21 protein-coding genes are annotated in these 22,516 nt (G+C 51.1%); 16 read left to right on the top strand and 5 right to left on the bottom strand.

Annotated features, from left to right (window positions below; all coding sequences use genetic code 11):
• Positions 1 to 2 precede the first annotated feature (2 nt).
• The 8 genes from CHH28_RS14810 (at position 3) to CHH28_RS14775 (ending at position 6,417) form a co-directional block, all read left to right on the top strand.
• A complete protein-coding gene (locus CHH28_RS14810; protein WP_094061039.1) occupies positions 3 to 410 on the top strand; it encodes an ExbD/TolR family protein in 408 nt (135 codons plus the stop codon).
• Positions 410 to 1,027: an energy transducer TonB gene (locus CHH28_RS14805; protein WP_094061038.1), complete on the top strand. Its 618-nt coding sequence runs from the start codon at positions 410 to 412 to the stop codon at positions 1,025 to 1,027. The genes CHH28_RS14810 and CHH28_RS14805 overlap by 1 nt, the downstream gene beginning before the upstream one ends.
• Positions 1,027 to 2,319: a tetratricopeptide repeat protein gene (locus tag CHH28_RS14800; protein ID WP_094061037.1), complete on the top strand. Its 1,293-nt coding sequence runs from the start codon at positions 1,027 to 1,029 to the stop codon at positions 2,317 to 2,319. The genes CHH28_RS14805 and CHH28_RS14800 overlap by 1 nt, the downstream gene beginning before the upstream one ends.
• Positions 2,320 to 2,805: 486 nt before the next feature.
• On the top strand, positions 2,806 to 3,345 hold the full coding sequence (locus tag CHH28_RS14795; protein ID WP_094061036.1) for an IS110 family transposase: 540 nt from the start codon (positions 2,806 to 2,808) through the stop codon (positions 3,343 to 3,345).
• 229 nt (positions 3,346 to 3,574) lie between these two features.
• Positions 3,575 to 3,979, top strand: coding sequence for a hypothetical protein (locus CHH28_RS14790; protein WP_094061035.1), 405 nt, complete (start codon positions 3,575 to 3,577; stop codon positions 3,977 to 3,979).
• Positions 3,980 to 4,068: 89 nt separating this feature from the next.
• Positions 4,069 to 5,252 (top strand): IS3 family transposase gene (locus CHH28_RS14785; RefSeq protein WP_094061034.1). Its coding sequence is split into 2 segments (ribosomal slippage): positions 4,069 to 4,357 and positions 4,357 to 5,252, totalling 1,185 coding nucleotides; the frame shifts between segments, so codons are not numbered across the junction.
• Positions 5,253 to 5,559: 307 nt separating this feature from the next.
• Positions 5,560 to 5,934: a hypothetical protein gene (locus CHH28_RS14780; protein ID WP_199243919.1), complete on the top strand. Its 375-nt coding sequence runs from the start codon at positions 5,560 to 5,562 to the stop codon at positions 5,932 to 5,934.
• 84 nt (positions 5,935 to 6,018) lie between these two features.
• Complete coding sequence (locus CHH28_RS14775; RefSeq protein ID WP_094062096.1) at positions 6,019 to 6,417, top strand: DUF4440 domain-containing protein; 399 nt, start codon at positions 6,019 to 6,021, stop codon at positions 6,415 to 6,417.
• A gap of 68 nt (positions 6,418 to 6,485) precedes the next feature.
• Here CHH28_RS14775 and xthA read toward each other — a convergent pair whose 3' ends face one another.
• Entirely contained in the window at positions 6,486 to 7,295 is an 810-nt protein-coding gene (gene xthA / locus CHH28_RS14770) for an exodeoxyribonuclease III (protein WP_094061033.1), read from the bottom strand.
• Between the two features lie 112 nt (positions 7,296 to 7,407).
• Between xthA and CHH28_RS14765 the strand changes: the two genes are divergently transcribed.
• Positions 7,408 to 8,121 (top strand): substrate-binding periplasmic protein, encoded by a 714-nt coding sequence (locus CHH28_RS14765; protein WP_157729938.1) that lies wholly within the window; start codon positions 7,408 to 7,410, stop codon positions 8,119 to 8,121.
• 32 nt (positions 8,122 to 8,153) lie between these two features.
• On the opposite strand, the gene thiI is transcribed toward CHH28_RS14765, so the two are convergent.
• A complete protein-coding gene (gene thiI / locus CHH28_RS14760; RefSeq protein WP_094061031.1) occupies positions 8,154 to 9,623 on the bottom strand; it encodes a tRNA uracil 4-sulfurtransferase ThiI in 1,470 nt (489 codons plus the stop codon).
• 333 nt (positions 9,624 to 9,956) lie between these two features.
• On the opposite strand from thiI, the gene phbB reads away from it, so the two are divergent.
• A complete protein-coding gene (gene phbB, locus CHH28_RS14755; RefSeq protein WP_094061030.1) occupies positions 9,957 to 10,703 on the top strand; it encodes an acetoacetyl-CoA reductase in 747 nt (248 codons plus the stop codon).
• A gap of 63 nt (positions 10,704 to 10,766) precedes the next feature.
• Here the strand turns inward: phbB and CHH28_RS14750 are convergent, their stop codons facing one another.
• Complete coding sequence (locus CHH28_RS14750; RefSeq protein WP_199243918.1) at positions 10,767 to 12,017, bottom strand: tyrosine-type recombinase/integrase; 1,251 nt, start codon at positions 12,015 to 12,017, stop codon at positions 10,767 to 10,769.
• 1,217 nt (positions 12,018 to 13,234) lie between these two features.
• Between CHH28_RS14750 and CHH28_RS14745 the strand changes: the two genes are divergently transcribed.
• From CHH28_RS14745 to CHH28_RS14720, 6 genes are all read left to right on the top strand, one after another.
• Complete coding sequence (locus CHH28_RS14745) at positions 13,235 to 14,074, top strand: GIN domain-containing protein (RefSeq protein WP_157729937.1); 840 nt, start codon at positions 13,235 to 13,237, stop codon at positions 14,072 to 14,074.
• Positions 14,071 to 14,442: a GntR family transcriptional regulator gene (locus tag CHH28_RS14740; protein WP_233243630.1), complete on the top strand. Its 372-nt coding sequence runs from the start codon at positions 14,071 to 14,073 to the stop codon at positions 14,440 to 14,442. Before CHH28_RS14745 ends, CHH28_RS14740 begins: the two co-directional genes overlap by 4 nt.
• Positions 14,439 to 15,299, top strand: a complete 861-nt coding sequence (locus CHH28_RS14735) for an ABC transporter ATP-binding protein (protein WP_094061028.1) — start codon at positions 14,439 to 14,441, stop codon at positions 15,297 to 15,299. Before CHH28_RS14740 ends, CHH28_RS14735 begins: the two co-directional genes overlap by 4 nt.
• Positions 15,296 to 16,297, top strand: coding sequence for a hypothetical protein (locus CHH28_RS14730; protein WP_094061027.1), 1,002 nt, complete (start codon positions 15,296 to 15,298; stop codon positions 16,295 to 16,297). The genes CHH28_RS14735 and CHH28_RS14730 overlap by 4 nt, the downstream gene beginning before the upstream one ends.
• A 141-nt stretch (positions 16,298 to 16,438) precedes the next feature.
• Entirely contained in the window at positions 16,439 to 17,599 is a 1,161-nt protein-coding gene (locus CHH28_RS14725; protein WP_157729936.1) for an efflux RND transporter periplasmic adaptor subunit, read from the top strand.
• Positions 17,589 to 20,744, top strand: coding sequence for an efflux RND transporter permease subunit (locus CHH28_RS14720; RefSeq protein WP_094061025.1), 3,156 nt, complete (start codon positions 17,589 to 17,591; stop codon positions 20,742 to 20,744). Before CHH28_RS14725 ends, CHH28_RS14720 begins: the two co-directional genes overlap by 11 nt.
• Positions 20,745 to 20,849: 105 nt before the next feature.
• Here CHH28_RS14720 and CHH28_RS14715 read toward each other — a convergent pair whose 3' ends face one another.
• Both CHH28_RS14715 and CHH28_RS14710 read right to left on the bottom strand, forming a co-directional pair.
• Positions 20,850 to 21,845: a hypothetical protein gene (locus CHH28_RS14715; RefSeq protein ID WP_157729935.1), complete on the bottom strand. Its 996-nt coding sequence runs from the start codon at positions 21,843 to 21,845 to the stop codon at positions 20,850 to 20,852.
• 111 nt (positions 21,846 to 21,956) lie between these two features.
• Positions 21,957 to 22,472 carry a DUF4269 domain-containing protein gene (locus CHH28_RS14710; protein WP_094061023.1) on the bottom strand — a complete coding sequence of 172 codons (516 nt, stop codon included), beginning with the start codon at positions 22,470 to 22,472 and terminating at the stop codon, positions 21,957 to 21,959.
• Positions 22,473 to 22,516 lie beyond the last annotated feature (44 nt).

Raw genomic sequence — 22,516 nt, 5'->3', positions numbered from 1 at the left:
TTATGGCTCGTCGACATACCGGTGGCGACACCGATGCCAGCGATATCGACATCACTCCGATGCTCGACATCGTATTTATCATGTTGATCTTTTTTATCGTGACAACGTCGTTTGTGAAAGAAAGCGGCGTCACCGTCTCGCGCCCTAGTGCACAAACGGCGGAAGAGAAAAAAGGCAGCAATATTCTGGTGGCTATTCGCGCCAATGGTGAAATTTGGATCGACCGCCGCGCCATCGATGTACGCTCAGTGCGGCCTAACATCGAGCGCATGAAGGCGGAGAACCCAGAGGGTGCGGTCATCATTCAAGCCGATGAGCATTCTTCGACGGGCCTCCTTGTGAAAGTGATGGACCAAATTCGCCTCGCCGGTGTTGAAGACATTTCTATTTCCGCAGAGGCGACGGACTGATGCGATTGTTGCTGTCTGGCGGTGTGGCGGTCCTCGTTACTTTGATGCTGTTTTATGCCATGCACGCCATGGTGTCTGGACCTGCAGATGCGCCGCCGTCGGCCAAAGATCGCGCCGTGGTCGATTTTGTGCGGTTAAAAGAAAACAGCGAAACACAAGTTAAAGAACGTCGCCGCAAAGAGCCGCCGAAACCGCAGCAACCGACCTTGCCGAATACCGCCGTGGCGCAGCAAAGCACTCAGGTACAATCGTTGCAGATCGAATTTCCTGATGTTGCCGCCGACCTCAGTGTTAGCAATCAATCGTTTTTAGGCGATGCCGTTGTCGGCATGGGGATGGGCGACAGCGAAGTCTTACCGCTGGTCAAGGTGCAGCCGCAATACCCGCGCCGTGCGTTGCGCGCCCGCCAAGAAGGCTATGTGACCGCGCGGTTATCCATTACGCCAGAAGGTACCGTCGATGATGTCGAAGTGGTCGACTCCAAACCGCCGGGTGTGTTTGAACGGGAGGCGGTGATGGCGCTGTATCGCTACAAATTTAAGCCGAAAATGGTCGACAACAAACCGGTGGCACAAACGGCAACGCAAACCATCGAATTTAAGTTAGGGGACAGCTGATGTTGCGCTGGTGTGGTGTTTGGCTGTTAGCGTGGTTCACGATGTCGGTGCAGGCATCAACGTTGTCGCCCGCGACCTATGAAAACCTAAACGACATTCAAACTTTGCTGGCAGAAGAAAACTGGTCCGAAGCGCGCGAAGAGCTGGATGAGTTATTGGAAGATTTGCAGCCCGGCTTTGGCAAAGCACTGGCGTTGCAGTTGTCCGGTCAGTATTGGCTGGCGCGGGAAGATAATGTCAAAGCGATCGCCGATTTTGAAAACGCGTTAGCCCAAAATGCCTTTGCGCCGGCGCAACAATCCGGCATGGCCACCAATGTGGCGCAGCTCTATTTGGCGGAGCAACAACCGCAAAACGCTCAGCAAATGTTAGAAAAACGTCTGCCGAAGTTACTGGAGGCTGAGCAAGCGGAGCAGAAAAAGACCGGTAAAACCGCGCAGTTTGTGCAGCCGATGGCGATGATTACTCTAGCCACCGCGTATCAACTGCAAGAAAACTACGCACCGTCTATCAAGTGGGTGGAGCGTGCGATTGAGCGCCGCCAAGTGCTTGGCAAAGGTCCGCAAGAGAACTGGTGGCGCATGTTGATGGTGGCGCAATACCGCGAAAACCAGTGGCAAAATGCCTTGCGCTCATTGGATATGTTGATTGGCCTTGCGCCAGAAAAAGAGAGCTATTGGCAACAACAAGCCGGTATTTATCAGCAGCAAAACCAAGCTGCAAAAGCACTGACTGTACTAGAAACCGCTTACGCGGGCGGCTATTTAAAACAAACACAAAGCTTTCTGTTATTAGTGCAGTTGCAAATCAACCAAGGTTTGCCCGAACGTGCTGGGCGCATTCTGGCACAAGGCATTCAATCCGGTGTGATTGAGCAAACAGAGCGCAATTGGCGTTTATTAGCCACCGCCTGGCAGCAGGGGCGCGAACGGCAGCAGGCCATTCAGGCGTTGCAGCAGGCCAGTAAGACGCCGGGCATCAAAGCCAAAGACAGCGGCGAGCTGCTGTATCGCGCCGCGCAATTGGCCATGCAAGACGGCGACCATCAAGCGGTGATCGACAATGCCAACGCCGCGCTGAATAAAGAACTCAGTGATAAAAGCCGCGCGCAATTATTGTTGCTGGCTGGCGGCAGTGCGTTTCAGGCCGGTATGGGCGCAGAGGCTAGAGCCTTTTTCCGCCAGGCATTGAAACTGCCGCAATCGGCCGGAACTGCGCGTCAATGGCTGGACTATATCGACAGCATGGAAGAGTACGGCATGGCACCGGGGAGTTTTGCAGGGGCAAAATAGTGGTGTCCTAAATTAGGTGATACTTTTGAAACTCGCTTTTGGTAACAAAGCTTCATTGCTTTATGTCTACTTACGAAAGGGGTCAGAGCTTAAGCTCTGACCCCTTATCTGCGTTTTCTTTCCCGCAAAGCCCTATGCCCTCCTTGAGGGATCTTATCCCTCACGCCGGGCTGGCGAACTCCCTGCTTTGCGCTGCGCAGGCCGTGATTCCTTCGTAGCCAATGCTGTGGTCGCCGCAACGCCAACAGCCTGCATCCCGGCAGGATGTTGGCTGGTGCTGCCATCCGGGCAGCCCCTGCGGGCACAGCCATTGCCAACTCAGGCGACCTGCTAAGGCGCGGAAAACCTAGAGCAATCAGCTAAGAAGCGGCTAGAGACTCAATGTAAAGAGATGCTGTTCATACAAGGCACTTCACTGTACCTGGTGGGTCATAGACATATCGATCTGTCCGTACCTGAGCATAATCAGCGAGTTGTCAAATTCCTATGGTGATTTCGAACAAAAAATTGCCTGATGTGCTTAAGCGCCTGGTTATGAGGATGCTGGATCGACTGAATCATGTTGAAACCGAGCTTGCTTTTGTTGACGAAGAAATCAATGCCCAGAATAAATTGGATGATCGCTGTAAACGCTTGATAGAAATTCTTGGGGTGGGACGTTTAGCGGCGTCTGCCATTGTAGCCAGCGTGGGGAATGCTAGAGAGTTCAGATCCGGCAGAGAGTTTTCTGCCTGGCTCGGCCTGGTACCAAGGCAGCACTCAAGCGGTGGCAAGCAGAATCTACAAGGCATGAGTAAAAAAGGCGACGCCTACATCCGAAAAATGCTGATTCATGGGGCCAGAGCTGTAATTCGACATATGAACAGGAATAATGCTCCGGTAGAATGGCTAGAAAGCTTGATGAAACGTCGGCACCGTAATGTTGTGATCGTTGCATTGGCAAACAAACTGGCGAGAACTGCTTGGGCTGTGCTCAGCAGAGAACAGAAATACATCAGATTTGAAGGCACCACGGTAGTTGCGTGAGTAAGGAATGATGTCAAAAAGGTAGAACCACAATCTGGGCACTCTGTACCTAACTACGTTCTTCGAGAACGATAAGCTGATAAGAGCCAGATTGGCGGAGTTCATCCAGGATGTGACCGAAGGGTCAGACAGAATCCGAATAGATGGCTGCACTACACCAAAGACTGATTTTTTGCTTGCACAATGAGGGGTGTCTATAGATGTTAGGCTCATAATAGAAGGACTGTGAATGGCCATTACTACAGACATCGTCAAGGCAATTGCTTGGTTGGAGCAGCATCCTGTCGTGGGCACCGCAATTCTCGGCTCGCTAGGTTATACCGCTATCAGCATTTTAAGAGCCATTTATCGATCGATAAAGAATACCAGTCCTCACATAAGCCCTACGTTTTGGACACTTGGGCGAAAATTTCGAATCGCGGCTGTTCTCAAATACCTGCCATCAGGCGACCCCAGTGGCTATACGCAAGTACAGCATTCCCGTCCAGACCAGTGGCAAGAATTAATCAGTATTAAATCGAGTCTATGCAACTTACACCATAGAGTATGCCCTAAAAATAAAGAAGACGTTCTGGCGGTTATAATTAGCCGGAACGGAAAAGAAAACGAAAAAGTTATCAATTTCAACCGGTAATCTGGAGCTTGGCCTAACAAGGCCAGGTACTGCGACGCTGATCTTGCCCCGATAAAACGGACACCAAAGTCAAACTGACGAGGTGTCCAATGCCAAAATATACTCAGCCAAGAAAGACCTGGCAGTATTCAAATGAGTTTAAAGTAAAAGCCGTTCAGCTAAGTCTTATTGAAGGGATTCAGGTCCAGGACGTTGCCAATACACTCGACATCCATCCGTTTATGCTGTCACGATGGCGAAAAGAATACCGTGAAGGCAAGATCGTGGCAGATAAACGCAAAAAGTTAACCGAAGCTACCCGCAAGCAAGAGAAGGAAATCTCAAAGGTTAAAAAGCTTGAGGCAGAGAATAAGAAACTGAAGCAGGAGCTTGATCTGCTAAAAAAGTGGCAACGGTTTCTTGCGGAGGAACATCAGCAAGATATCGATTCATCGAGAAGTTCGGACCAAAGCTAGGTGTTAAGCGCACCTGTGAATGGCTCGGAGTATCTCGTAGTGGTTATTACTCCTGGCGTGATCGAGAACCCTCTGAACGCAAGCGGTCAGACATGGAGTTAAAGATTCTCATACGGAGTATCTCGGATGAGAACGAAGGCCGATACGGAAGCCCAAGGGTCTGGCAGGCCCTGTTAAAGCAGGGCTATCAGGTCAGCAGGAAGCGCGTGGCGCGACTGATGCAGGAGATGGGATTAATCGCTCGGGTAACTCAGGTAACGTATCGAGCGCCAGGACTTAGGCGCTTTTTGGCATCAGGAGAGAATCTTCGCTCTGATGGCGCAGTTCCAGACAAGAAGAATCAGGTCTGGGTGGCTGATGTGACCTACTTGAAAGTGAAAAATCAGTGGCATTACCTGTCGGTTATCATGGATCTCTATTCACGCCGAGTGGTTGGCTGGAGCCTTGATAGCAAAAGAACGACCGAAGTGACTCGCAGAACATTAACGAATGCGATACGCAAACGCGGTGCAACCAAAGGTCTCATGCTGCACACAGATCGCGGAGTCGAATATCGAGGGTCGGAATACCAGAGAGAGCTTCGAAAGTTGGGAATCGTGCATAGCCTGAGCAGGCCAGGCAAGTGTACAGACAACGCACATATGGAATCATTTTTTCATTCAATGAAGGCTGAGTTGATTCGCAATACGACGTTCGATTCAGCTGAAGATTTGAAGTATGCTTTGGCGAGATACATCAACAATTACTACAACCGGAAACGGCTGCACTCAGGAATCGGTTACTGTTCACCGATGGAATACGAGCGAATAGCAGCATGAAAATGAACGTGTCCGTTTTATCGGGGCAAGATCACGCCTTTTTCGTTGCGGCTTCGCCTCCACTACAAAGGCGCGCGTGCTGGCAGCGTTATGTGGCCGAGTGACCCAAAGATAGCCGTAAAGGATGCACCAACTTACTCGGTTTATTAAATGTTGGAAGTGTGGAGAGATAGCCGATTTATTGTATGATGATCACCTAGTTTTTTGCGTTAGGAGATCAGATTTGCATAATAGTAATTTTTTGCGGTTGAATCGAAATGTGAACTCGATTCTCTCAGTTTTACTATTGCTATTTTCTGGAGTTGCAATGTCTGAAGTGTATAAGGAAGGGCAGTATTGGGCTTATGATGCGAGAGATCAAGATGAAGGGGCCTACGTACTAATCAATAAAATAGAATCCCATGAAAAGCTTGGCAAAATATTCCATATAAGTTTTTTCAATGTGAAAGTTAAGAATCCCATGATTAGTGGCGGTTTTTCAAAAGAGTTACCTCATTCTCCAGTTTCAAAGGAGGCGCTAGATAAAAGCGTTACTAGATTGCTGGGCACCAAGCCCGAGAACCCTGATTATCTAGGTGGCTATAAAACGTGGAAAGAAGCATTTGATGCTGGTAAAGCCGGGGTGTTTACAATGGAACTCAGGGATATCGTGGATGGTGTTGAACAAGCTATTAACCACTGAGAGCTCTAATAGACTCGCATGCAGACACAACTATGGGACAGTTGCGGGTAAACGACGGCGCTTTTAACCAACAAGGGATTGAAGTTGAAAACACTTAAAGAAACGTTGATAGAGCTAGAACTATATTGTTTAAAACCTGAAGTTCGCGCCTCTCGAGATGAGCTTGACAGGATATTGGCCGATGATTTTCTGGAGATACCGAGCACAGGGGTGCCCTACGATAAATCACATGCACTAAGTCGTATTCCGAGTGAGGTTTCTCCGGTATTTACACAGCAAGACCATGAGTTAAGAGTTCTTAGCAGCAACGTAGCTCAGTTGATCTACAAAGCGACAATACAAAGACCCGGTGATAAATCGATTTCCTACTCTCAGCGCAATTCAATTTGGAAGCTAACTGAGGGTGTGTGGCAAATGTGTTTTCACCAAGGAACGCCATGCGAGCCATTTGAAATCGACTTTGCAACAACAAGAAAGCTATAGCGGGACAGCCATTCCAGGGATCGGAGCTGATGCTCTGATCCCAGTGCTAGCTAAAGGTGCTTGTCAGCCTAAAAATCCGCCCAAATCGGTGCATGGTCGGAGGGCTTTTCCATCGCGCGAATATCGTAGCCAATGCCAGCATCACGGCAATTTTGTGCCAGTGGTGCGGTCAGCAGAATATGGTCGATGCGTAGGCCGCGCTTAGGTTCGTCGTTAAAGCCTTTGGAGCGGTAATCAAACCAACTGAACAGCTCGTTGCTGTCCGGGTTTAGCTGGCGGTAGCTGTCGCTGAAGCCCCAAGCCATTAAGCGCTCATACCATTCACGCTCTTCCGGCAAGAAACTGCATTTACCGGTTTTCAACCAGCGCTTGCGGTTGGGTTCACCAATGCCGATGTCGATGTCTTGCGGTGAAATGTTCATATCGCCCATCAGCACCAACTTGGACTCGGGCGTAAAGTGCTCATCTAAATAGCGCATTAGATCGGCGTAGAACTGGCGTTTGGCCGGAAATTTAACCTCATGGTCGCGGCTTTCACCTTGCGGGAAGTAGCCATTGATCACGTCAATGGTGTCGCCGTCGATGTCGTAGCGAGCATGAATGATGCGCTTTTGCGCGTCTTCATCGTCCCAAGGCCAGCCCTTTTGCACAAATACGGGCTTGGTTTTGGAAAGCAGGGCGACGCCGTAGTGGCTTTTTTGGCCAAAGTACTCAATGTGATACCCCAACGACTCAACGTCTGCCAGGGGGAACTGTTCGTCGTGTACTTTGGTTTCCTGTAGGCCAATGATGTCGGCGTCGTACTGGTCGCGCAGGGCTTCCAGCTGATGCTGGCGAGCGCGAATGCCATTGATATTGAAGCTGATTACTCGTGCCATGGTGATGTCTGTTGCTGAAGGTTGTGCCGATGATACCAGCCTGCCACGTGCTTCCCAATGCTGGCGCCAAATCCAGCTACGCTAAAAGAACCACTCTATGGAGGACATACGCATGAGACTAGTTGTAGCTGCAGTTGTTTGGTTGCTGGCGTCCGCTGCCTTGGCAGACACCGTGACGTTGGCCATTGGCGACTGGGAACCCTTTACCTCGTCTAAGGACCCGGAAGGGAAAATCTCGCAAAATATTGTGCAGGAAGCCTTTGCCACCCAAGGAATGACGGTGGACTTCAAATTTATGCCGTGGAAGCGTGCATACGAAAATGCCAAGGCAGGTAACGTTGACGGCACATTCCCTTGGTATTCCAACGAGGAGCGTGCACAAGAGATGATGATTGCCGAAAAAGCCTTGTTGCAGGAGAACGAGGTGTTTTTCTATCGGGCTGATACCAATTTTGATTGGGCCAGCTTCGCTGATCTCAAGCAATATAAGCTGGGTGGCAGCATTGGATATTCGCACGTCGACATTCTCGAAGGAGAGGGCGTTGAGTTGGACAAAGCTAAAGACGATCTCACCAACTTGAAGAAACTGGCGGCAGGGCGCATTGATGCCTTTCCTATTGGGCTAAACGTTGGCAAGTATTTGGTGAAGAACAACTTGCCTGCCGATCAGGCGGCGATGATTAAGCAACACCCTAAGGCGCTGTCTTCGGGTGACATGTTCATGCTGTTTGTGAAAAACGATCGTGGTCGTCAATTGGCCGATGTCTTTAATAAGGGCATTCAAGCACTGAAAGACTCTGGACGCTACGATGAGCTGCTGAAGTAAATGACGGGGCCGCAAAGGCCCCTAAGCTTGGCTCAGTGGCTGTCGAGCAATACCGCGTACTTATCCGGAAATTGCTGATTCAGGTGGTGAGCGTGGATCTTGCTCATGGTGCCTTGCTGGCAATAGAGCAAATAGCGGCCACTGTGATTCAAGTTGGCCGCCTGCCCATCAAGGTCGTAAAACGGGATGGTCATGACCTCATTGTTAGTCAGCTGCAGCGGCGCATCGGCCACTTCATGCGGATGGCGAATATCGATGATGACGTCATTCAGAGTGGGGGTGCTGACCAGCTCCAGGTTATCTAAGCCGCTGTCGCTGCCATCCAATACCTCATCAATGCGCTGAACTCTGGCTGATTTGAGTGCCTGGGTGAGGACTTCCATATCAAAGGCTTGCTCAGCTTCTTCTACCAAGCGGCGGTCGCCGACGGTGGTAGGGTTGACGGAGATTACGCCGCAGTATTCTGGCATGTTGGCAGCAAACGTCTCGGCGCCAATGCGTCGTGAAATATCGATGATTTCTTGTTTGTCCATCGCAGCCAATGGTCTGAGCACCATGTGGTCGCAGGCTTTGTCGATCACTGCCAGGTTGGTGATGGTTTGGCTAGCGACTTGGGCAACGGCTTCGCCGGTGACCAGAGCTGGCACTCGCAGCTTGTAGGCCACTTCAGAGGCTGCACGTAACATCATGCGTTTCAGTACCACGCCCATTTGGCTGGTTTCCACGTTCTTGAGGATTTCGCCGACCACGTCTTCAAACGGCACGGTGACGAACTTCACTCGATGGCTCTCGCCATAGCTGCTCCACAAGTAGTGTGCCACTTGTTTCACACCGATCTCATGAGCACTGCCGCCCAGGTTGAAGAACAGGAAGTGGGTCTTCAGACCACGGCGGTTCATCAGGTAACTCGAAACCGTGGAGTCGAAACCACCGGATATCAACGACAGCACATCACCCTGGCTGCCAAGTGGGAAACCACCCAAACCGCGCATGTCGTGACCGACGATCTGCAATGTTTGATTGCGAATCTCAGCGCGCACCACCACCTCTGGGTTCTTCAGTGACACTTCGCGGGCATCGGTCTCTTTTAATATGCCACCGCCGATGTAGATTTCCGCCTGATGGCTGGTGAAATCGTGCTGCCCGGCGCGTTTGATACGAACGCAAAAGGACTTGCCAGCAACGGCCTCTCGGTAGGCATCACGAATCAGTTCAAACGCGTTGGGTAATCCTTCGAACGGGTGTTCGGTAACTTCCAGGGCACTGCCAATACCCGGTGTGTGGGTCAGAATACGAATGCAGTGGCGACGTACCGACTCATCGTCGTGATGCTTTTCATTCACTACCACCACCAGGCTATCCCAGCGATTTTGCACATCGGCGGAGATGTTGTGGCGCTTAAACTGATTGCGTAGGTTGGCTCGCAGAATTTTCGTCATCTGCTTGCGTACAGAGCGTGACTTGATGGTGATTTCAGGAAACAGTTTAACGACGAAATTCATGGCGGTGGTCTGGTCGGGCAAATTGGGCGCGGGATTATAGCAGCCTCGTCTCGTTGATCACATGCCCCCGCCGTGCCTGCCGCCTGTCAGTTACCTAACGAAAATGAACAAAGCGGCCTTTAACGGGTGCACTAATGATTTAGTGCTGTCTGATGCGACTGTTGGTTAGGCAAGCCGTCACCTTCATATTAGTGTCATGCGTACGGTTGACTCTATCACTGCGTCTGCACAACAGGCGTTGTCGAACAACTGATCGCACTGGCTTTTGTCTAACATGCGATAGCTTGGCCGGTGTGTTTTTTCTTTTCTGATGTAGCACTGAAGGAGTAGAGCATGACTAAACGTATTGCATTCGTGACTGGCGGTACTGGCGGTATTGGTAGCGAAATCTGTAAGCAGCTGGCCGAGGATGGCTACAAGGTCATTGCAGGGTACTACCACGGCGGAAAGCACGAAAAAGCAAATGCTTGGCAAGAAGAAATGCGCGCTCAGGGCTTAGATGTGTCGGTCGCATTCGGCAATATTCGCGATTGGGAGTCGTGCCAAGCCTGTATTGATGGTATTCGCAAAGACTTTGGCAGCATTGATGTGCTGGTGAACAACGGTGGCATCACCCGTGACACCACGCTCAAGCGCATGTCGCCGGAGCAGTGGCATGACGTGATTGAAACCAACCTGACGTCGGTGTTTTACCTGACGCGCTTGGTGATCAACGACATGCTGGAGAAAAAGTGGGGGCGCATCGTTAACATCTCTTCCATCAACGGTGAAAAAGGTCAGTTTGGCCAGGCTAACTACTCTGCGGCCAAGGCGGGTATGTACGGCTTCACCAAAGCGGTGGCGCAAGAAGTCGCCAGTAAGGGCATCACGGTGAATACCGTCTCTCCTGGTTACATTGCCACCAGCATGATCATGGATGTGCCGGAGGAAATCCGAGAACAAATCCGTGAGGCCATTCCGGTCAAGCGCTTTGGTGAGCCGGGTGAAATCGCACGCGTGGTGTCGTTCTTGGCAGCGGACAACGCTGGCTTTATTACCGGTGCCAACATCTCTGCTAACGGCGGTCAATACATGCACTAATGCGTGTGCAGAGTTGAGAATAAAAAGGGCCGTCAGGCCCTTTTTTGTGTCTTTTCGTCGTAGTTAGTCGTAATCAGGGCGCAGGCGCTTGTGACGCGCACTGGCGTGGCGTTCGCGCAGTTCGGTATCGATATAGCGATCGGTGGTGGCCATGCTGGCATGCCCTGCGTCTTCTTTAACGTGCTCTTTCGGTCGCACACGCACGTCCTCTGAAATACCGGTATGCCGCAGCCAATGCACGGTAGCGACTCGCAACTCGTTGGCGTCCTGTTGCAATCCCCCGGCTGCCATGCGCTGATAAGCACTATCGAAGCAGTGCTGAACCAAATTGCGTATCTGCCGTGTGCTGGTGACGGGCCCGCGACCGCGCAGCTTAGTGACCAATGGTGTCTGCTCGCCAGCGTGAGGTAGGGCCGGCAGCCCCAGGTGCAAGCGATAGCGTTTAAGCGACGCCAGCATGTCATCAGAGACGGTGATTAATCGGGCCTTGTTGCCTTTACCGATCACGCGCAGCCACCAGTTGCCGTCTAAATCGGCATGGAAGTCTCCCATGGTGGGGGTAGAGCGCTCATCGGCAACCAACTCGGATATGCGCAAATACATGCCGTAAAGACAGTGCATGACAAACAAAGAACGCTCGTGCTCGGTTGGGTTTTGCTCGGCCAATTGCTCCACGGTTTCCAGCACATAGTCCCACTGCAGATTGGAAATGCGCCGAATCGGCTCTTTGTAAGCGTGGCGTTGAATGAACTTGCTCTTTTGGCGGATCAAGCTAATCGGGTTGATTTCCAAATAGTCTTCTTGCAACAGGTAATTGAAGTAGGTCGATAGCACAGAAAATATGCTCTGCAGACTTTTTTGTGACAACGCGAATTGACTGGGATGCTCGCCAGTAATTTTATCCGCTTGGGTCACAAAGGGGCGCCAGTCGCCGTTGGCTACTCGCTGCCCTTGATGCACTTTAAACCGTGCCACCTGCTTTTGACCGATCCACGCCGGTGGCGGCGACTGACAGAAATGTACGTATTCTTCCAATTGCTGGCGGCGTAATTGCGGCAGCGTTGTTTGCTCAACAAACCAGGTCCATTGCAGCAGCCGCTCAACCTCGCGGCGATAACTGTTGAAGGTAGCGCTGCTGCCGTTGTAGCTGAGCAAAAAAGTCAGAGAGTGAAGAAAATCATCACTACTGCCAGGTAATGATTGCAGAGTGGGTAGCGCCTGCACCATGGCGCGCGTGTAATTCAGCGGATTGCCGATGTGATCCATATGATCAATCAATGGAGAGGGTGGGCGCTGGGTTGCCGATTGCTTCATGTGTCCGATGTTCTTGTCGTGCAAAAGGGCAGCCTACCACAGAGTGGCGCTGGCCCAATGAGCTACTGCTACTGAGCTTGGCTTTTAGTTTTTCCCCTCGTAACTCGCCGATGGAGTGAGTCCTGTTCTGTCTCCCGTATAAGGCCGGTCAGTCATGCTTGCGGGAACCCGTGCTATTTAAAAGCTGTGCGATCGAATCAAAGTGCTTAGGTCTAGAGCGCTATGGTTTAACGAGCGCGATCTGTATTTGTTCTAGGCAAACTGTTGGTGGGCAAAAAAGCTCAATGGATACGGGGCTCGAGTGTCTAAGCGATGCCGTCACCGCCTAAACAATCGCTCGTGCTACGAACTGTACCAATCAACTTACGTTGCATTTCTGCTCACTCTACGCACGAACGGCGAATACTCTGACATTGGCGTGAATTTACTGGGAGGAAGAGGGAAGAGGGTAATGCGTGTATGCACGAAACGACTGTCCCACTCAGTTCCGAAACCGATCTTCAGTGCTATCAGCATCTTGCTTCATGTGAGTAGCTAGGTCTTGCTCAAATCTTGCCAATGACCTTGCCGTCACCTGATTGCTCAACGTCACTGGCGCGTTAGCGAAATGAGTCCGATCGCGCCTTTGATATGTGCCAGCTTCCCCTAATTGGACAGCTGGGTGTGATAGCTAGGTGTTATAGCTGAGCGATACACCAGGGCGAAAAAGCGTCAAATGGTGGTGATATTAGAGGTGTTATAGGTCAGCTATAACACCTCTAATATCAATTATACCGTTATCTGAATGTAAAGATTTCAATTTCTTCAACTTTTAGGAAACCAGCCTCAGGTCAGTATCCATCGGGGTTTCCGGCTGTTTGGACGGCCACCAAGGGCTCCTTGTGGCAAAAATTTTCCATCTTGTGCTGGTGATTTAGTGAAGCGGTGTTATAGTTGTGTATATCACCGGTGCACGACAACACCTAATCAGTAGATGACCCGGAGCGGTCTGGAGGATAGAATGATGAAAATTATGATCGAGTTAGCATTTGGCGCAGTGTTACTTCTGGCTATGGGCATCAGCGTGGCACCCATCGTTTAATCGAATGAATGAGTGCAGGGCGATAGCAAGACGGCAGTGTGATTGAGTGGGACTTTTTAAAGCGACGTTATTTAAGCGAGTTAGCTTCGGTGAATGTGCAGCGATGTGCATTCACCGTCTTTTTAAGGAGTGGTACATGAAGTGGTTGGTTTTATTGGTGCTGGCGGTGGCAAGTTCCGTATTTGCCGATGACCGCATAATTTACGCAGCCGATGTCAGTGGCGAGTTCGATCACATCGTATTGCAGGCACCCATCACCGTTGAGGTTCAGCAAGGTGAAGACTACAAAATCTGGGTGAAAACACCGCCACTGTTACGCGACAACCTAGTTTTACGACAGAAAGGCAAGCGTTTGTATGTCGGTTGGAAGGCCGATGAACGCTGGCTCAACATGGTCGACCGCGACAGCGTTAAAGTGAAAATTGAACTGCCCTCCATTTCAGTACTAGAGGCACAAGGCTCCGGCAACTTATATGTCGGCGATATGACTTTGAATAACCTCACCTACAACAATAGCGGCAGTGGCGATGCTTATATCGGCAACTTAGTGGCGGAAAAAATCAGTGTGGCGTTGCAGGGCAGCGGCGATCTTGAAGTGATTTCGTTGGCGGTCAGTCGAATTGCGCTGGCGTCGATGGGCTCGTCCGATATCAGTATTGGCCGCTTGGATACCCAAGACTTAAATATTAACAGCGCCGGTAACGGCGATATTACCATTGTCGACCAAAGCTCTGCTGACAGTGCGGACATCAGTTTGCTGGGCAATGGCGATGTCGAGGCGATGCCGCTGCACGTGGTCAGTGCCAACATCAGCTTGCTGGGCTCTAGTGACATCGAAATTACCGTCAATGAGCGCTTGAACGCCAGTGTCATGGGCAGCGGCGATATTGTGTATGGCGGATCGCCAGCCAGTGTGGATCTGAACCAGTTTGGGTCGGGCGACGTACGCGCCGCCGGCGAGGATAACGACTCGTGAGTGAATGGAACGATAAAGAGCCCATTTATCGCCAGATCGAAACCCGCATTATGAATCTGATTCTGGACGGTTCATTGCCTGAGGGGGAGTCGATCCCCTCCGTGCGCGGTCTGGCCAGTGAGTATCAAATCAACCACTTAACCGTCAGTAAGGCCTATCAAGAGTTGGTCGCACAAGGGCTGGTGGAAAAAAGAAGAGGGTTGGGCATGTTTGTCGCTACTGGCGCACAGCAAACATTGCAACAACAACAAGCAAGCCAATTTCTGGAGCAAGAGCTGCCCGCATTATTAGAGCGCATGTCGCAGCTGAATATTGATCCGGACATTGTCATTAGTGCGATTAACGCATTTAAGGACGGTAAATCATGAACGCACTCGTGCAAGCGACGCAGTTGCGTAAATCCTTCGGTAAAAGTTCTGTACTCAATGGCATCGATTTGACCATCGAAGCTGGACAAATTGTCGGTTTAATCGGCCCGAATGGCGCTGGTAAAACCACCTTGTTGCGTTGTTTGTTGGGGCTAACCGAGGCCGATGGAGAGCTGTCCGTGCTCGGACAATCGCCGTGGCAGCAACGAGAAAAAATGCTGCAGCAGCTGGCGTACATTCCAGATACTGCCATTTTGCCACGCTGGATTTCAGTAGAAAAATTGCTGACCTATATGCAGGGTGTGCATCCGCGTTTTGATCCTGAGCGCGCGCGCTCATTGTTGGACACCACTGACGTGCCGATGAATAAAAAAATCGGCCAATTAAGTAAAGGCATGGTGACCCAGGTGCACCTGGCACTGGTGATGGCGATTGATGCTCAGCTGCTGGTGTTGGATGAGCCAACGTTGGGGCTGGATATTCTCTATCGACGCCAGTTTTATCAACGGCTGCTGGAAGATTATTACGACCAAGAGCGGACCATCATCATCACCACCCACCAGGTCGATGAAATCGAAGACATTCTGACACACGCCGCGTTTGTGCGCCGTGGCGAGTTGGTATTGCAGTCATCAATAGAAGACTTGCAGGACAACTTCCGCCAGCTGACCGTCAAACCAGCACAGTTAGAAGCCGCACGCGCACTCAATCCGGTATCTGAGCAAACCTTGTTAGGGGCGTCGCGTTTGTTAATGCAAAACTGTGATGAGTCACAGTTGCAAGCGCTGGGAGACGTTGGGTTGGCCAGTTTGAGCGATGTGTTTGTCGCCTTGATGCAACAGGAGTACGAAAAATGATGCCGGTTTTAGTTCAGCGTGAAGTGTGGGAGCGCCGCGCTGAGTACTTGTGGATTCCACTGATCGTCGCCGTATTGGGGTTGTTGCCCAGCGCCTTTGTTGCCAGCCAGTGGGAGCTGTTTCAAAACGAACTTCCCAGTACCTTGGTGATTGCCGTGGGCGAGGAGTCCGACATTGTTGAGGGGATTCTCGGTCAAGACGACGGCGAAGGGGAACCGCTGTCCATCGACGAAGTGCCCGATGCGCTGTTAGATGACGATGTGTGGGATTTTCATCAACGTTGGCAGCGCTCTGGACGTGACTTGGGTTTATCTGAAGAGTTGCTAAGCGAGTCTTTTTCCATTGAAGAAGAAGTCGACGAAAAACTCTCTTTAAACAGCGTCAGTCACGGTTTGTTTTTGGCCTTTTTGGCGTTGTGGATTTTTGTTGCCTCCTTGTATTTGCTCGACGCCTTATATCGGGAGCGTCGTGATCGCAGCCTATTGTTCTGGCAATCCATGCCGGTGCCTGAATGGCAAGTGGTCATCGCCAAACTGCTGTCCGCTTGGGTAGGCACCAGTCTGGTATTTTGGGTCGCCAGTTGGGTTCCACAGTGGGTGTTGGTATGGACCATTTCAGAAGTCGCTGGCGATGGCCTGCGTATTGGCACTGATTATTCGGTATTGCAGGTGCTGTATGAGCAAATTAGTTTGTTGGCGACCTTGTGGTTTATGTCTTTGCCGCTGGCTTGTTGGTTGCTGCTGGTGTCATCACGCGCAACCAAAATGCCGATGTTATGGGCCTTTTTAATCCCTGCGGTGCTGGCTGTTGCAGAGTTCTGGCTGTTTTCCAGCACTCATGTTTGGCAGTTTATTGTTCACAGTATTCCGACGGTGATGTTTGAAGACATGAAAAACTTGACCCTGTTTACTGCGGGCACAGGCAGCATTGTTGCTGGCACTGTGATGTCAGCAGCGGCCATTGCCGGGGCGATTTACTATCGCCGCCAGGCTCAATAAATCGTGTAGCAAATGGGCGCCGATCGTGGCGCCCGGCTTTTTTAGCGATGTGCAGCATGACGGTTGCAGGTCGCAGGTCAAAATAATCAAAAATGATAGGGGCTGTGGCTCCTGAATTAGGGAAATTGCAAGCGTATGATCATGCGAAGATGGGCAATGCCGATTGCCATTGTTGCTGTTGCCGTAGGTGTAGCCGCGGGGTTGGCCAGTTTAAAAGAGCCGCCGGAAGAAAAAATCACGGAAGTAACGGTGCCAGAGGTGGAAATTGAAACACGCCAGGCCGGCCCCGTGAGCATTACGGTGGGCTCTTATGGCGTAGTGCAACCACGTGAAAAAACTGAGTTGGTCGCGCAAGTCAGTGGCAACGTCGCCTATATACACCCTGCGTTTGTACGTGGTGGTCAAATTGCTGCCGACACTGTTTTGATGCGCATCGACGACAGCGATTATCAAACAGCGCTGCTGGATGCAGAAGCCAACTATGCCACGGCGTTGGCTGCTCTGGAAACCGAGCAGGCGCAGGGTAAAGTGGCTCGCGAGCAATTATCGGATGTAAAAAATCCCACCGTTTTGGCGTTGCGAAAACCGCAGTTGGCGCAAGCAAAAGCCGCCGTTAAAGCGACGCTCGCGATGGTGCAGCGAGCGCAGCGTGACTTGGAGCGGACCGCCATTCGTGCACCGTTTGATGCGTTGGTGGTTGCTCGTCATCCTGGCCTAGGCAGTTATGTTTCAACCGGCACGGCGTTAGGCACTGTGTTCGCGCTGGCAACGGCAGAAATTCGTTTGCCGGTCGCGGCAAAACAATGGCCGCAATTGGTGAATCAAGGCAATGATGCTGAGGTTACCTTGCGGGTGCAGCAGGGTGAACAAAGCCTGGAATGGCCGGCCAAAATCGTTCGCAGTGAAGGCATCGTCGATGACAACAGCCGCATGCACTACTTGGTCGCGCAGGTAGAAAACCCTTACCAACAAACACCGCCGCTGCGTTTTGGCCAATATGTAACCGCTGACATTCAGGGGCGTGTTTATCAAAACAGCGTGCGCATTCCTTACCAGTGGCTGCGAGAGCAGCGACTGCCAGTTTTCAAAGATGGTCAGCTTGCATTTGAAAACGTGGATGTATTGCGTTTAGAAGGGGATCAGGCGGTTGTCCAGCTGTCGAATACTGCGCCTATGGCCATCGTTACCACAGCATTGCAGTACCCCTCTGAGGGCATGGCACTGCATCGCGTTGACGATATCTCAGTTCCCGCAGGGGAGAGCGAGATAATGATTGCCACGGAGAGTAAGGATGAATCATAAACAAGAGGGCATTATTGCTTGGTTTGCTCACAACCCGGTGGCAGCCAATCTGTTGATGTTTTTTATTCTGGTGGGCGGTCTGTTTTCTGCAGTCACTATTCAGAAACAAATGTTTCCGCAGCTTGAGTTTAACTGGATTTCCATCAGTACCGCTTACCCAGGTGCTGGGCCGCAGGACGTCGAAGACGGCATTACGGAAAAAATCGAACAGTCACTGGAAGACATTCAGGGCATTAAACGCGTCATCACTTACAGTATGCGCAATGCCTCGCAAACCTGGGTTGAAGTGGACGACAGTTACGACGTGGATGAAGTCATCGACGAAGTGAAAGTTAATGTCGAAGGCATTCAAACACTGCCAGCTGGGGCTGAAACGCCACTGATCACCAAAGATAAGTTCATTCAGGAAGTAATGTGGATTGCTCTCTATGGCGATCGTCCGTTTGCCGAGATTCGTTCACTGGGCGAGGATATCTACGATGAAATCCGCCAGCTGCCCTTGGTGCAAGTGACTGAGTTTCACGGCGGCCCGAATTATGAAATCAGCGTAGAAGTGTCCCGCGATCGTTTGCGCGAATATCAGTTAACCTTTGCGGAGGTGGCACAGACCATTCGAGCATACAGTGCCAACATGAGTGCTGGTGAGATTCGTACCGACGCTGGTTATATCGGTATTCGGGTAGAGAATCAGGCCTACGTTCAGCGCGACTTTGAACGCATACCAATCCGTACTTTGGCAGATGGCAGCCAATTGTATTTGTCTGATGTTGCTGTGGTGCATGACGGCTTTGAGCAGGGTCTGCAGTACAACAAGTTTAACGGTCAGGACGCAGTGTTGTTTTTTGTCGGCGCATCGAACGATCAATCTACGCCTGACGTTGCCGAGGCGGTCAAAGCCTATATCCAAGAGCGTCAAGCCAGCTTGCCCCAAGGTATGCAATTAAAGTCGTGGATTGATCTGACCTACTACCTGGAAGGGCGCTTAAACATGATGTTGGAAAACATGTGGGCGTCGGCTTTATTGGTATTTTTGATGCTGGCGCTGTTTTTGCGCTTGCGCTTGGCGGCCTGGGTAATGGTCGGCTTACCAGTATGTTTTCTGGGTACCTTAATGATGATGCCGGTGGACCCCATCAACATCACCATCAGCCTGACCAGCTTGTTTGGTTTTATTCTGGTGTTGGGCATTGTGGTGGATGATGCCATTGTCATCGGAGAAAGTGTCTACTCAGAAATTGAGCACAAAGGTCAGTCATTAAACAGTGTGATTGCTGGTGCTAAACGTGTCGCGATGCCGGCTACCTTTGGTGTTTTGACCACTGTCGCGGCGTTTTTGCCCATGCTGTTTGGTGATGGGCCAGATGCGGCTATTTCGGCTTCCATCGGCTGGGTCGTCATTTTGTGTCTGCTGTTCTCGTTGGTGGAGTCCAAGTTGATACTGCCAGCGCATTTGGCGGGCATGGCGCCAAAAAAAGACAGTCGTAACCCCATTTACCGTTTGCAGAACTGGATTGATGCGCGTTTAAAACGCTTTATCGAAAACAACTACTTGCCATTTTTAGCCGTTGCCTTAAAGCATCGCTACAACGTGGTTGCCATATTTATGGCGGTGCTGCTGATTACTCTGGGCTTGATTCAGGGCGGCATTGTTCGCATGGTGGGCACGCCGAAAATTCCACACGATTTTCCTGAAATCACCCTGGAAATGACCGCAGACAGCGGCGAGCAGGCCACCTTGAACGCCGCCTTAGCGATTGAGGCCATGATTAACCAAGTCGATGCGCAAATTGCCGCCGAAACAGGGCAGAGCATGGTCAACTCGATTTATGTCGAACTCGACTCGCGCACCAAGGCGGAAATACTCACCACCTTGGTCGAGCCTGAACAACGGCCAATGGACACTTTCGAGTTGGCCGACCGCTGGCGCGATGCTATGCCACCCATTGCCGGGCTCAAGTCCCTCACCATTCAAGAGGATGTGTTTGGTGGTGGTCGAGAAGATGGCGATGTCAGTTTTAAGTTGTTCGGTACCGATGCGCAACAGCTTGCAGGGGCTGCGGCAAAGTTGAAGGATAAACTCGATCGCCTGGCCGGTGTTGGTGATGTGAACGATAGCCAGCAATCGACTCGCCAAGAAGTGCGCCTTAGCCTGACACCGTTGGGCCAAAGTCTGGGGCTGGATCTGTCATCCGTCGCTGAGCAAATGAACGCCAGTTTTTATGGCTTGGAAGTGCAGCGTATTTTACGTGACGGCGAAGAGGTTAAGGTGATGTTGCGCTACCCCGAGCAGGAGCGAAATGCGCTGGGGCATGTGGCGGATACACGCATCAAAACCCCAGGGGGTAGCAATGTGCCGTTATCGGAAGTGGCCGATTTCACCTTGCACGAAAGCGCGGAATCGATTCGCCGTGAAGACGGTGCTCGCACCATCACGGTCTGGGCGTCGGTCAATAGCGCCGTGGTCGAGCCGCAAAAAGTGGCTGAGGACATTCGCGATAACTACATGCCAGAGTTGCTACAACAGTACCCGCAAGTGCGCACAGAATTATCTGGCCGGATTCAGGATGAAATGGACAGTCAAATGGACCAGTTGCGCAACTTCGTATTATCGATGCTGCTGGTTTATGCCTTATTGGCGATTCCATTGAAGTCCTACGGTCAGCCGCTGGTGATCATGTCGGTGATTCCGTTTGGAGTGATTGGTGCTATTTATGGACATTTACTGTTGGGCATGGACGTCAGTTCTTTCTCCTTGTTTGGCATCATTGCCGCCGCTGGGGTAGTGGTTAACGACAGCCTGGTGATGGTGGACTACATCAATCGCCGCCGCCAAGCGGGTGTAGGAGTAAAAGATGCAGTGCTGGCCGCCGGTCGCCGGCGTTTTCGAGCGATTATGTTGACCTCATTAACCACCTTTATGGGGTTAATGCCGATCATGCTGGAAACCAGCTTGCAGGCAAAAATTGTTATTCCGATGGCCGTGTCGCTGGCGTTTGGTGTGCTGTTCGCCACCGTCATTACTCTGGTGTTGATACCCAGCCTCTACATGGTTGGTGCAGATATCACAGCATTGTGGCGGTGTATGCGTTACGGAAAGTCTGACTCAGAACAGACACCAGCCAGTGAAAAAACCGCCGAGTCATAATCAAACGGGCCGCAAGGCCCGTTTTTTATCTTTCTTCCATTAAAATCACGTGCGCTTCTGTGGCATGTATTTGTGGCATGTATTTAAGTGCCCCGTGCAGGTCGCTTATTGGCCACGCGAACTGACTTCAATAATACGCCCACTGCGGACATCCAATGTGACAGCGGTGCCAGCGCCTTCGCCATAGCGAAACCAAAACAACGCAGCTCCCGAGTCACGCAGGCGTTGATAGTCTGCGCGGCTAATGCCGTATTCAAAGCTGTAGTACAGCAAGTCATCGAGCTCTGTTTGTAAGTGGTTGAAAGCTTGCTCTGCTGGAGAAGCAAGAGGTGACTCATCGTCGAATGTGGCTTCGGTAATGTTCAACTCAGCAATCTTCTGCTCCACCTCAGTGACGCGCTCGACGATACTTGGAGCGTCACCGGTGCTGGAAAAAAGGTAATCGGGCCAGTCGATAGTCTCAGTAGCGTCGTTCAGATAAAAGTGCAGTTTCTCGTAGGCTACTTGCTGCAGCTGATCGTCGGTATAGTCGTCGTGGCGCGTTAGTTCATAAAAGGAGTGGCTGGTGCTAAACAGCACTTGCTTGCTGTCGGCATCAATCACGCTGAGTGACAAACTTGATTCTCTGCAAGGCTGGCCGTCGAATTGTCCCACTAACCAGTGCCGGTGGTTATGCTTTGTCTGACCGGGTGCCATATCCAGCGTGATGGTACTGGAAGCGTGGCATTCGTTATTCGCCACATGACTGACCCAGCGGCCTTGTTGCTTGCTCAATACCTTATTGTTGGCGGTGTTCTTGACCTCAACATCCACTGTATCGTCGTGTTCGTAAATCATGATGTTTACGTCCTGGTCGCGAAAGCGATACCCAAGAAAACGGCAGGGCGACACACCATCAACGCACAGAGCATGAGCGGTGGTGCCCATCAGTTCCGTCACGGTGTTAGTCGCCAGGTCGTGGCTGCGATAGGACACCCAGTCGCAGATGACGTATCCCTCAGGGCACAATCTGTCGATTCGTATGGTGTGGGTTTCAGTTTGGATGATATCGCTATATACAGGCAGCGCTAACACCAATAGCAGAAATAGACTTGGCCTCATGGTCGTCACTCGTTTGCAGCAGTACGTATATTGACCGCAAAAGTAGAGTGCTATGGCGGGTGTGTCTACACATAGGCTGCGCTTTGTTGCGCAAAGTGTCCAGAGCGTGACTTAAGTCCGCAGGCGTTGCAGTAATTGCCCATCTGTCCAGTGTTCGACATCCAAGATGGCCGTGTAAGGGTCACCGTCAATAGACAACACTGCACACATGGCAGGTTCTGTTTTTAAGCCGGATTGCTTCAATGCAACGACGCGCGCTCTAAATGTCTCACCACCCAATGCCAGCAAGCGTTGCATAATCCGGAAATGTCTGTAGCCGGGCTGTTCTTGAGTCGGTGTATTACTGGCATATATTTCGAACAAAAAATCGGCATAACGAAACTCTGCGACGATACGATCGGCCGAGGCTTTTTTACGAAAGCCATCAAAGCCAGAGCAGTGTTGATGCAACTCTTTTACAAATTGAGATTGACGCTGATAGCAGCAAAGAATATCGATATCGCTTAAGTCGGTGTCTAATCCAATCAAAATGGTACTGACCACGTGCGGCTGATAATTCTGCAGTGCGGTAAGAATGCTGGACTCATCGATGGCCCGTAAAGCTGCTGTAATTCTATCGCTGGGCATGATAACTCCAGAAGCTGAAATTATGAGAGTATACAGGATGTGGC

The organism is Bacterioplanes sanyensis, assembly GCF_002237535.1.
Classification (GTDB): domain Bacteria; phylum Pseudomonadota; class Gammaproteobacteria; order Pseudomonadales; family Oceanobacteraceae; genus Bacterioplanes; species Bacterioplanes sanyensis_A.
Note: the sequence above shows the minus strand (reverse complement) of the source record. Positions and strands in the feature narration are given on the sequence as shown.

What these genes read in the sequence shown, in the direction of transcription:
- CHH28_RS14810 (WP_094061039.1), top strand. Translation starts at nt 3, where the DNA reads ATGGCTCGTCGACATACCGGTGGCGACACCGATGCCAGCGATATCGAC.
- CHH28_RS14805 (WP_094061038.1), top strand. Translation starts at nt 410, where the DNA reads ATGCGATTGTTGCTGTCTGGCGGTGTGGCGGTCCTCGTTACTTTGATG.
- CHH28_RS14800 (WP_094061037.1), top strand. Translation starts at nt 1,027, where the DNA reads ATGTTGCGCTGGTGTGGTGTTTGGCTGTTAGCGTGGTTCACGATGTCG.
- CHH28_RS14795 (WP_094061036.1), top strand. Translation starts at nt 2,806, where the DNA reads ATGGTGATTTCGAACAAAAAATTGCCTGATGTGCTTAAGCGCCTGGTT.
- CHH28_RS14790 (WP_094061035.1), top strand. Translation starts at nt 3,575, where the DNA reads ATGGCCATTACTACAGACATCGTCAAGGCAATTGCTTGGTTGGAGCAG.
- CHH28_RS14780 (WP_199243919.1), top strand. Translation starts at nt 5,560, where the DNA reads ATGTCTGAAGTGTATAAGGAAGGGCAGTATTGGGCTTATGATGCGAGA.
- xthA (WP_094061033.1), bottom strand. Translation starts at nt 7,295, where the DNA reads ATGGCACGAGTAATCAGCTTCAATATCAATGGCATTCGCGCTCGCCAG.
- CHH28_RS14765 (WP_157729938.1), top strand. Translation starts at nt 7,408, where the DNA reads ATGAGACTAGTTGTAGCTGCAGTTGTTTGGTTGCTGGCGTCCGCTGCC.
- thiI (WP_094061031.1), bottom strand. Translation starts at nt 9,623, where the DNA reads ATGAATTTCGTCGTTAAACTGTTTCCTGAAATCACCATCAAGTCACGC.
- phbB (WP_094061030.1), top strand. Translation starts at nt 9,957, where the DNA reads ATGACTAAACGTATTGCATTCGTGACTGGCGGTACTGGCGGTATTGGT.
- CHH28_RS14750 (WP_199243918.1), bottom strand. Translation starts at nt 12,017, where the DNA reads ATGAAGCAATCGGCAACCCAGCGCCCACCCTCTCCATTGATTGATCAT.
- CHH28_RS14745 (WP_157729937.1), top strand. Translation starts at nt 13,235, where the DNA reads ATGAAGTGGTTGGTTTTATTGGTGCTGGCGGTGGCAAGTTCCGTATTT.
- CHH28_RS14735 (WP_094061028.1), top strand. Translation starts at nt 14,439, where the DNA reads ATGAACGCACTCGTGCAAGCGACGCAGTTGCGTAAATCCTTCGGTAAA.
- CHH28_RS14730 (WP_094061027.1), top strand. Translation starts at nt 15,296, where the DNA reads ATGATGCCGGTTTTAGTTCAGCGTGAAGTGTGGGAGCGCCGCGCTGAG.
- CHH28_RS14725 (WP_157729936.1), top strand. Translation starts at nt 16,439, where the DNA reads ATGCGAAGATGGGCAATGCCGATTGCCATTGTTGCTGTTGCCGTAGGT.
- CHH28_RS14720 (WP_094061025.1), top strand. Translation starts at nt 17,589, where the DNA reads ATGAATCATAAACAAGAGGGCATTATTGCTTGGTTTGCTCACAACCCG.
- CHH28_RS14715 (WP_157729935.1), bottom strand. Translation starts at nt 21,845, where the DNA reads ATGAGGCCAAGTCTATTTCTGCTATTGGTGTTAGCGCTGCCTGTATAT.
- CHH28_RS14710 (WP_094061023.1), bottom strand. Translation starts at nt 22,472, where the DNA reads ATGCCCAGCGATAGAATTACAGCAGCTTTACGGGCCATCGATGAGTCC.